The following is an 8343-nucleotide window of genomic DNA, read 5'->3' as shown; positions in this document are numbered from 1 at the left end:
CATTATTAAAAATGTATGGTTTTTCCTCAGAAACAGAATTAAAGAATCAGATAACTGATATTGCTAAACAATTATATGTTAACCAAAATCGTCGCTATGAGTTTATTACCGAACTTGAAAAACATGGTTCTATATCAAATTTTGAATCAGAGGTTTATCGTAGTGATGGTAGTGTAATCTGGATTTCTGAAAATGCTCGTGTAGTTCGCAATATTGATAGAGAAATACTTTACTATGAAGGTACTATTCAAGACATCACAAAACGTAAATATGTAGAAACTGCACTGCGATTAGAACAACAAAAATCTGACCATTTATTATTGAATATTTTGCCTGCTCAGATTGCTGCAAAATTAAAACAAAATCAACATCCGATTGCGAAAAAATTTGAAAATGTTACTATTTTGTTTGCTGATATTGTCGATTTTACTGGTTTTTCGGCTCGGATATCTCCCAATGAACTGGTCGATATGCTCAATCAAATTTTCTCAGTTTTCGATCAATTAACTGAACAACATGATTTGGAAAAAATTAAAACAATTGGAGATTCTTATATGGTTGTTGGTGGTTTACCCTCAGCTAGAGAAGATCATGCAGAGGCGATCGCTAACATGGCATTAGATATGCAAAAGGCAATTAATAAATTTTTCAACGATCGCGGAGAAGCTTTCCAAATTCGCATTGGTATTAATACCGGACCAGTGGTAGCAGGAGTAATTGGTATTAAAAAGTTTATTTATGATTTGTGGGGTGATACAGTCAATGTAGCATCTCGGATGGAATCAAGTGGAATATCTGGTAAAATTCAACTTGCGGAAGCTACTTATCAACTTTTAAAAGATAAATTTTTATTAGAGTCACGGGGGTCTATTCCTGTTAAAGGTAAGGGAGAAATGATTACTTATTGGCTGATAGATAGGTTCAATAATTAATAATTAATAATTACCTCTTCTTATAAAGAAGAGGATTGGCTAATACAAAAAATACAGCATTGGTAATTTAGGTAAATTCCAATTGATTCGTCTGCAAGTAATATCAAATCCAGATGATTAGTTCTTGTAAGTCATTGGGACTGGAGCGGAGTCGAAGGAAGCAATCTTAGGGGTGGCGCGAGATTGCTTCCTATTGTCACTGCGGATGACTTTTCATCCAGATTATATAGAACCCATTTGGGATCTATTTAGAGATGGGGAGTGTCGGAGATTCGGAGATGGGGAGTGTCGGAGATGGGGGCCTAGATTCTACCTTTTTCCCCTATCCTATTTCTCTGACTCCTGACTCCTTTGCCAAAAACCCGCAGCTTTGCAGAGATACACTTAGGGCTTCTATAGTAAGATTAGTAATGATCTAATTTCTGTTGTTGATGGGGTTACAGGTATGGATTTGAATGAAGTTAATCAGTTCACTTTTGTATAATTTCTAGTTTGTTATCACATTGGTATAAAGGGCAAAGTACCGTTTGCCCCTACGGAAGAGAAAACATGATATTATATAGAACCCCTAAGCGTATCTCAAAAAACTTAAGCGATCGCTAATCTCTTAAGCAATAGTCGAATAAAACAAAGGCTAATCTTGGCAGTGGCATTTTACAGGGTTCTTTCAAAATTTTTAGTCAAGCTTTTACACCTTTCCATCCAAGAGTTAGTTATGCACGATTACCCACCTGGCTTTTACGGGAACAAATCCTGTTTTTCCTTCCTGTTTTTTCTGTACTTTTGATGGTTTGGGTGATAGTTTAAATCTAATCTTGGTCATAATCCCTGGATAAATTTTCTCTAATTCCTGTGTGATTTTTTCGGGGTGATATCCATAGTCAAGTAAAATAGTAATTTTAGGAATGTTTACAGGTTTAGATTTAAAGTAATCAATGTTGTGTGACAACATTTCAATTAACCCCATGTCATCAGAAACTGATGCTTTGGCACAATGGACAAAAAAAGGAAAGCCAAGAGTGTCTACTGCTAGGTGTCTCTTGATTCCGTTAGTAGCCTTGTAAAACAGAATCCCTTGGACTTGACACTGGCATTACAGGTATTTTTTACTGCCTGTGAATCAATAATAATTAAAGTTGTCCATCTAGGTTTTTTTTACCTGTTGACGCAGCCCTTGAATGTAATACATCTCTAATCTTCTCTATTACCCCTGATTCTCGCCACTGTTTGTAATGCCAAAATACTGTGGAGTAAGGAGGTAAATATGCAGGGTAAATCAGACCAGTTACAACCATTCTTCAGTTGATAGAGTACACCGTCCAATATTTGTCTTTTGCTCCATTTTGTAGGACAAGTTTTCTTTTTTTTGGCAACAATGGTTCAATCAGAATCCATTCTTTGTCTGTTAAACTACTTGAGTATGGCATTTACCCAGCTCTTGGTTATGATAATTGGCGTTGACGGAGCCTAGCGGCAGCTATATCGCTACTTAGTATAACCAATTCCTCAACAGATACGCTTAGGGGTTTTATATATGGTAGGGGTGATTCTCGAATCACCCCTACATTTTGGGTTATATAGGAAAATTTTCGTAAGTCCTGATCTATACCGCCCAAATTTTCAATTGATCGTACCAAGGAGAGAAACTAAAGACTATACAAAAGACAAGCCATTTGTATTTGTATTACCCCAATTCATACCTGTAACTCCATCAACAACAGCAATTAGTTCACTACCACTGTTGGTATATATAGCTGTTCCAGCAGGCAACCCAGAAACATTTTCGTTGAAACTATAATCATCAATATTACCAGACAGTTGAATCCGATCGCCTTCAGCACCATTGAAAGTAAGGATGAGAGCGTAATCTGCTGTACCACTACCATCATAGTAAACCTGACTATCACCTAAGATAAATAAATCAGCACCGGCACCCCCTTCCAAAGTATCTATCTCATTATTACCAGGTTGAGCAGCAGTTGGATCGACTCCTGTAAGGGTATCTGTACCATCACCACCTTTAACCATATCGTTACCAGTACCACCAGTGATGTCATCGTTATCATTCCAACCAGTTAGGTAATCATTACCTGCACCACCATCAATAATATCATCACCTTTACCACCTCCGGCAGTGTCATCCCCATCACCACCATTGAGAATGTCGTTACCAGCGTGCCCTTTTAAGGAGTCATTGTCTCCATCACCATTGAGAGTATCAAGACCATCTCCACCTTGGAGGGTATCATTACCGCTACCGCCGTTAAGTAGATCGTTACCAGTCCATCCAGTCAGAGAGTCATTGCCGAGTTCACCATTTAAAACATCATCATCTTCTCCACCACCAATACTGTCGTTACCGCTACTTCCAGTTAGAGTGTCATCGCCTGCTAAACCATAAACTGCTACAGTAGTACCATCTACATTCAGGTTATCGTCACCAGGAGTGGGAACACTAGGAGCAGGAGGGGGAACTGGTAAGTTGTCACTGACTACATCTTGTTTGACGTTTTCGGAACCAATTGTAACTTGATAAGTTGCTGTATCATCTGCTTGACCATCCTGGTCGAGATCGCCAGAGAAAGTTACATCGTAAGTTGCATTTGCAGCTACATCTAAACTATAACCACCTGCATCCCAAGTAGTGGTTGTGAAAGTATTAGCACTATTTGCTGTATCAACTGCTGTAACTGTTATCCCGCTTATTCCTTCACCGACTGTATAGAAGTCGTCATTATTGACTGCATCAGTGTAGGCAACACCTGTGATAAATGGGCCACTCGCCCCAGAAGAAGCAAAATTCTGGGCGGTCATCACTCCGTTGAAAGTTTTACCACCACTGGTAAACGTACCTTGTAGTGAAGAAATTCCGACTTCCTGGAAGTTACCATTCATCAGGCTGACACGATGACCCCTACCAGATACACCTGCATCAATGAACAAGTTTTCGTAGTTTATCCTGACAAAAGTAGTTAAGTTAGGTGTACCTGTTGTTCCTCTCCTAGCAAGATTTTCCCCATTTGGATCAGAATCATCGTCAAATGTGTACCCCGCAGCTTCCATACGTTGCCTGGAGTTTGTACCGCCTTCTCCTGAGTGTTGAAATCTGTTAGTATCTAGTAGCCACTGACTGTGGTCTGTCGCAGCAGTATTGAGGTTGAGATTAAATGCTAGAGGTTGTTTGGCATCAGTGGAGATTGTACCTGAGGAAAGTCCTTCATTTAGGTCTCCACTTAGATAAGTATCTGCTGCTGCTTGAGGATTTGCTCGATCTCTGTTTACTAATTCGAGCATGTATTGGTCTTGTGCGGTGGGTTGTGTCATGGTTCGTGTGTGTAAATATAAACGACAGTAATTGACAAAGTAGGAATAATTTTCCTATTGAATTTAGGTCTTAATTACTCAAAACCTATTCAATATTTCCTTTGATTTATGTAGTTAAAAGTCACAATTAATTGTGAATTAATTGACTACTTGATTTGTAGCTTTAGTACAAATCGTTCTTTAATTTTCTACCAACTTTTACTTGGTGATTTGTATAGTTCCGGAAGTATTTTTTTAATCTAAAAATGTTAGTAGTTTTGTATTAAGTGAAAACACTAATTATTGATTTTATTGAGGATATAAATAGTATTTATAATTGATTTTAAAGTGGTATTACCTAACGGAAATAATCTATCTTGTAGTGGTTTTCAGATATATGGAAGAGAAAATAAGAACTACAGCTTTTGTAGTGTAGAGGCAGATAGATGCAGAATAAGTTAGTTTTATAGAAGTTTTTGTTTGTAGTTGGGCTTTAGCCCTAATATAAGTATTGCAAGGGCTAAAGCCCAACTACGAGCATGATTATAGCTCTCTAACGCACCCTACTGGACCGACACAGCTAAAATGGTGCGTTATACCAAATCCGGTTTACATAGGAGGTTTATTGTAAGGGCAAGGCAGAAGGCACTTATGCTGAGGGCAGAAGGGTTAGAAGCAATTGGACAAATTTGCTTTTCATAACCGGATTTGGTATTAGATGGGGAGATAAACACGCCTAGAAACAAAAATCTATTGCACAGTTTTAGGTGTGCCACTCCACTACAAGCTTTGCACCATAACTCAGTGAATATAAAAAAAAGCAATTACTCCTAATTAACTGGCGCTAAACAAAGGAGTAATTGCCTAAATCAGATATTTAATTGAGAATAATTTAGCTGAGGATTAAAATTAAATCAGTAAAAATTTAAGGATAGTTAGGTTTTGAGAGAGTAAAATAGTAATCTTTTAACTAAGATAAAAGCTAAAATTACCATTTCCCATCCTACATAATGACCCCTTCCTAATTAAATATCCCAAAAAATACTTATATCTTGGCTTCCAAAGCTTTAAGTTTAAGGAACTCAGTATTAACACCAGACTCACGAGTTAAAGCTATTTTTCCTGTTCTAGCAATTTCACGGATACCGTATTTAGCAAGCATTTGAACAATAGCTACCATTTTTCCTGGGTCTCCTACTACTTCAATAGTTAGTGAGTCTTCTCCTACGTCTACTACCCGCGCCCGAAAAATATTTGCAATTTCGATCACTTCTGAGCGCATAGCTGTAGTAGCATTAATCTTAAGTAACATTAATTCTCGTTCTACACAGGGAGTAGCTGTAATATCTTGTACTTTCAAAACATTAACCAACTTATATAGTTGCTTGGTCAACTGTTCAATAATCCCATCATCCCCAGGTACTACCATTGTAATTCGAGAAACACCAGTTTGTTCTGCTGGGCCAACTGCCAGACTTTCAATATTAAAACCACGACGGGCAAATAAACCAGCAATGCGGGTCAAAACTCCCGCTTCGTCTTCAACTAAAACAGAAAGAGTATGTTTCATTCTCTAAATCAGTAGCTGCTTCATAAAACTGATACAAAGCGTCACATAAAATGACAACTTGAAGTTTACTTCCTGCTGTACGGACGTTGCATGCAACGTCCCTAAGGCCGTCGGCGGTTACTCATCCACAGGCATTGACGCTTAAGCCAACCGCATCTATTGAGTCTATACTTACATTTAAGTCTTTGTCAATAGGCATCAGAAACATTTGATTCTCAAACCCTCACTGCGCCCTTCCCAGTAGCGAGCAAGATTTTTGGAGAGGTCTAATAGATAGACACCCCAGAAATGTTTAAGCAGCTATTAGTGCAGAAAATACAAATTTGACCCTCGTTACTAATGCGTGAAGAGAACTATCGTATTATATCGCGCTCATTGCGTAAATTGTTAACTAAGTCGAAACTCTCTTGGCCAACCTATTTGATATTTAGTGGACTTCTTGCAGAATTAATTCAAAAATCAAACGTCAAAAGTCAGAAAAACTAATGATTTCTGTACTGTAATTTACTTGAGTGTCAATTTTGCCAGAGGTTTAGTTATCTTATACTAGAGTGTAGATTGGATAGAGTGCTAATTCCACAAACAATTTTTATAAATTATGACTGATGAAAGTTCAATTATTTTAGAGGTGAATAGTGAGGATGAAATAACTAAACGTTTGGATCTTTGGCTGTCTCAACAAATGCTAGACTTATCGCGATCGCATATCCAAAAGTTAATTTCCCAAGGTAATGTGAAAGTAAATGAACAACTCTGCACTTCTAAAAAAGCAACATTACAAAAGGGCGATAAGATTATTGTAACTATTCCGCCACCAATACCTTTGGCAATAGAAGCTAATGATATTCCTTTAGATATTCTCTATGAAGATGATGCTTTATTAATTATCAATAAACCAGCAGGTTTAGTCGTACATCCAGCTCCCGGACACTATGAGGGTACTTTAGTTAATGCACTTTTAGCTCATTGTGATTCTTTGGCAGGTATTGGGGGAGTGCAACGACCGGGTATTGTGCATCGCTTGGATAAGGATACCACTGGCGCAATAATGGTGGCGAAAACAGACCAAGCTTATCAACATTTGCAAGCACAGTTGCAGGCAAAAACAGCTAGACGGGAATATTTAGGAGTGGTTTTTGGCAGTCCGAAAACAGATAGTGGTACAATAGATTTACCTATCGGTCGTCATCGGGTAGACCGCAAAAAAATGGCAGTGACACCAGTGGAAAGAGGTGGAAAAGTTGCTGTTACTCATTGGGAAGTTAAGGAACGTTTGGGGAATTTTTCTGTGATGTTGTTTCGGTTGGAGACTGGGCGGACTCATCAAATTCGGGTTCACAGTGCTAAAATAGGATATCCTATTGTGGGGGATACTATTTATGGAAAAGGTCGTTCGGTGGGGGTAAATTTAAATGGTCAAGCTCTTCATGCTTGGCGACTAGAGTTAGAACATCCCGTTTCTGGGGAGCTAGTCGAGGCTATCGCTCCTTTGCCAGAAGATTTTATGACTTTGGTGGAAGTTTTGCGTAAACGTTCTCAAGGAAGCAGTTGAGGAAATATTTATTCCCTAATACCAGTTATAATACTGTAGGTTGGGTTAAGCGATAGCCCAACCCAACAGACAAAAGGGGTTTGTTGGGTTTAGACATTTCCAGAAAAGAGGGAGTAGAGAGTAGAATATCCACCGTACGAATTAAACTGTAGAAAATTGCAGTTGTTAAATTCTTGATATTGGATTAACCAATATAGGCTATACGGCACAGCTCACTATTCCCATCCTACGGAATGCTACGCAAACGCCACTAAATGCCTCTGGGAATTTCTTTCTGATTATCTGAAGATATCCATTAATATCGGCATTAATCACTTTACCTATTCCACTTCTAAACAAACCGCGTTTGACTCGTTTTCCCAGATAATTGTCATGGCGTCTGGGCAATTCTAGGTCAAGTGCAGAAGTTTTACTGGTGTAACAATCTTGCTGTTTCCATAACTTTGATACCAGCAAGTTGACATTTATAAGTTATCTGTTGAATTAGCTTATAGTGTGGTATTTGGGTAAAGTTTTGATTGTTTTTTTTACCGATGTTTGCACCCTGTTTCCAATTATCATTTTTTCCAATTACTACAGTACCTATATTACTCTTCACTAAATAATTAACAACTAACTTGCTGGTGTTATGCAGGTAATTCTCCACAAAACGATTTCGATGATAACTCAATGCTTCAATATATCCGACTGGTTTTTCTGTTGCCTTTGAGATAATTTTGGTACTTGGCTTTACGTTTGTTATATAGTTGATTGACACTTTTTAGTGGCTTCCCATTAACCAGCATAGGTTTGACACCAGGCTTGGCAAGTAGCTAGAGCTACCTTACGGTCAATTCCTAAATCTATTCCTGCTACATATGTGGACTCCATCCGTGGTTGGGATGTTTTTTCATATACTACTTCAATTATATAGCAACCAGTGGCAGGTACCCCAACTGACTTCAACTACAGTATCCACAACTACAGGTATGCATGATTTCACTCAT

At 38.2% G+C, this 8343-nt stretch carries 8 protein-coding genes; 2 read left to right on the top strand and 6 right to left on the bottom strand.

Annotation, left to right across the window (positions count from 1 at the left end; all coding sequences use genetic code 11):
* Window positions 1-932, top strand: a 932-nt coding sequence (locus tag F6K22_RS23075) for an adenylate/guanylate cyclase domain-containing protein (protein WP_293103236.1), incomplete at its 5' end; no start/stop codon positions are given.
* A gap of 709 nt (window positions 933-1641) precedes the next feature.
* Here the strand turns inward: F6K22_RS23075 and F6K22_RS23070 are convergent.
* The 4 genes from F6K22_RS23070 to ilvN all read right to left on the bottom strand — a co-directional run bounded on the left by F6K22_RS23070 (window position 1642) and on the right by ilvN (window position 5805).
* Complete coding sequence (locus tag F6K22_RS23070; protein WP_293103238.1) at window positions 1642-1977, bottom strand: hypothetical protein; 336 nt, start codon at window positions 1975-1977, stop codon at window positions 1642-1644.
* A gap of 85 nt (window positions 1978-2062) precedes the next feature.
* Window positions 2063-2227: a hypothetical protein gene (locus tag F6K22_RS23065; protein ID WP_293103233.1), complete on the bottom strand. Its 165-nt coding sequence runs from the start codon at window positions 2225-2227 to the stop codon at window positions 2063-2065.
* Between the two features lie 358 nt (window positions 2228-2585).
* Entirely contained in the window at window positions 2586-4256 is a 1671-nt protein-coding gene (locus F6K22_RS23060; RefSeq protein WP_293103231.1) for a CAP domain-containing protein, read from the bottom strand.
* Window positions 4257-5280: 1024 nt separating this feature from the next.
* A complete protein-coding gene (gene ilvN / locus F6K22_RS23055) occupies window positions 5281-5805 on the bottom strand; it encodes an acetolactate synthase small subunit (protein ID WP_293103228.1) in 525 nt (174 codons plus the stop codon).
* A 598-nt stretch (window positions 5806-6403) separates the two neighbouring features.
* On the opposite strand from ilvN, the gene F6K22_RS23050 reads away from it, so the two are divergent.
* On the top strand, window positions 6404-7357 hold the full coding sequence (locus F6K22_RS23050) for an RluA family pseudouridine synthase (RefSeq protein WP_293103225.1): 954 nt from the start codon (window positions 6404-6406) through the stop codon (window positions 7355-7357).
* 409 nt (window positions 7358-7766) lie between these two features.
* On the opposite strand, the gene F6K22_RS23045 is transcribed toward F6K22_RS23050, so the two are convergent.
* Both F6K22_RS23045 and F6K22_RS23040 read right to left on the bottom strand, forming a co-directional pair.
* Window positions 7767-8114, bottom strand: coding sequence for an IS200/IS605 family accessory protein TnpB-related protein (locus F6K22_RS23045; RefSeq protein WP_293103222.1), 348 nt, complete (start codon window positions 8112-8114; stop codon window positions 7767-7769).
* Window positions 8115-8131: 17 nt separating this feature from the next.
* Window positions 8132-8302 carry a hypothetical protein gene (locus F6K22_RS23040; protein ID WP_293103219.1) on the bottom strand — a complete coding sequence of 57 codons (171 nt, stop codon included), beginning with the start codon at window positions 8300-8302 and terminating at the stop codon, window positions 8132-8134.
* Between the last annotated feature and the right edge of the window lie 41 nt (window positions 8303-8343).

It is taken from the genome of Okeania sp. SIO2F4 (assembly GCF_010672385.1).
GTDB lineage: Bacteria > Cyanobacteriota > Cyanobacteriia > Cyanobacteriales > Microcoleaceae > Trichodesmium.
Note: the sequence above shows the minus strand (reverse complement) of the source record. Positions and strands in the feature narration are given on the sequence as shown.